The following is a 909-nucleotide window of genomic DNA, read 5'->3' on the forward strand; positions in this document are numbered from 1 at the left end:
CTTGGAATGGTGTTGATGATTGGAATATCACCATCGGTGATGGTCAACTTCACGGTAGATGTCACAGGGTCTTTATCAAAGTCACTTGACGTCACTACGATGGTTTTAACGATGTCTTCGCTGCTCGTGTGGTTTAAATCGCGATTGGGTTCAAAACGCACTTCACCTTGAAGGGTGATGACTAACGTCCCTTCAGTGAAACCGAAGCGCTGCTCACCAGTATCTGTTTGAACCAATGTTCTAAGTTGTCCGTCATAAACGAACTGGGTAATCGTTGCCCCATCTGCACTTTGCACTGGCATCACATCAACCGTGCCTGTCGTGACAACACCAGCAGCCAAATCAGCCACCGTTGGCTCAGTAATGGTCAACGTTTGGTTTTGCATGCCTTGCACATCATCGCTGACCGTCACTTTCAATGGCGACATCAATGAATCGTCACCATCGCGGTCGACGGCAAATACAGGCAGTTCAAAGCTCAGATCGTTCTTCGCTTGGCCATCAGCATGATCTAACGCTTCAAGCAGAGTAAAGGTGTACTCACCCACAGTGCTAGTAGAGAAACTAATCGTAAAGACAGGAACCTCTGGGTTGGCGCCATCTTTCACAAAGCCAATGTACGCCCCAGTCGTGTTGGGATCCGCTTTAAGCTCAACGACCAATCCATTCGATTTGAGTGTGTCGTTGGTATTAAACAGGCTTGGCTCAATGCGGAAACTGGTCACATTGTCGCTTTGATTGGTAAAGGTGATCGTCTCTGTTTGACTCACAGGCGCGTTGCTTGCGGTTGAGCCGTCTGCAAGATTAGATTCCGATAGCGTGACGCTTGGAATGGTATTAATCGTTGGAATATCACCATCGGTGATGGTCAACTTCACGGTAGATGTCACAGGGTCTTTATCAAAGTCA

General features: G+C 47.7%; 1 protein-coding gene. It reads right to left on the reverse strand.

What is annotated here, in order from left to right; genetic code table 11:
- Positions 1–909 (reverse strand): hypothetical protein (locus tag AB4496_RS11345; protein WP_372130988.1); only part of this gene is annotated, 909 nt, incomplete at both ends.

Origin of the sequence: Vibrio sp. 10N.222.46.A1, from assembly GCF_041473595.1 — a bacterium.
Classification (GTDB): domain Bacteria; phylum Pseudomonadota; class Gammaproteobacteria; order Enterobacterales; family Vibrionaceae; genus Vibrio; species Vibrio tasmaniensis_A.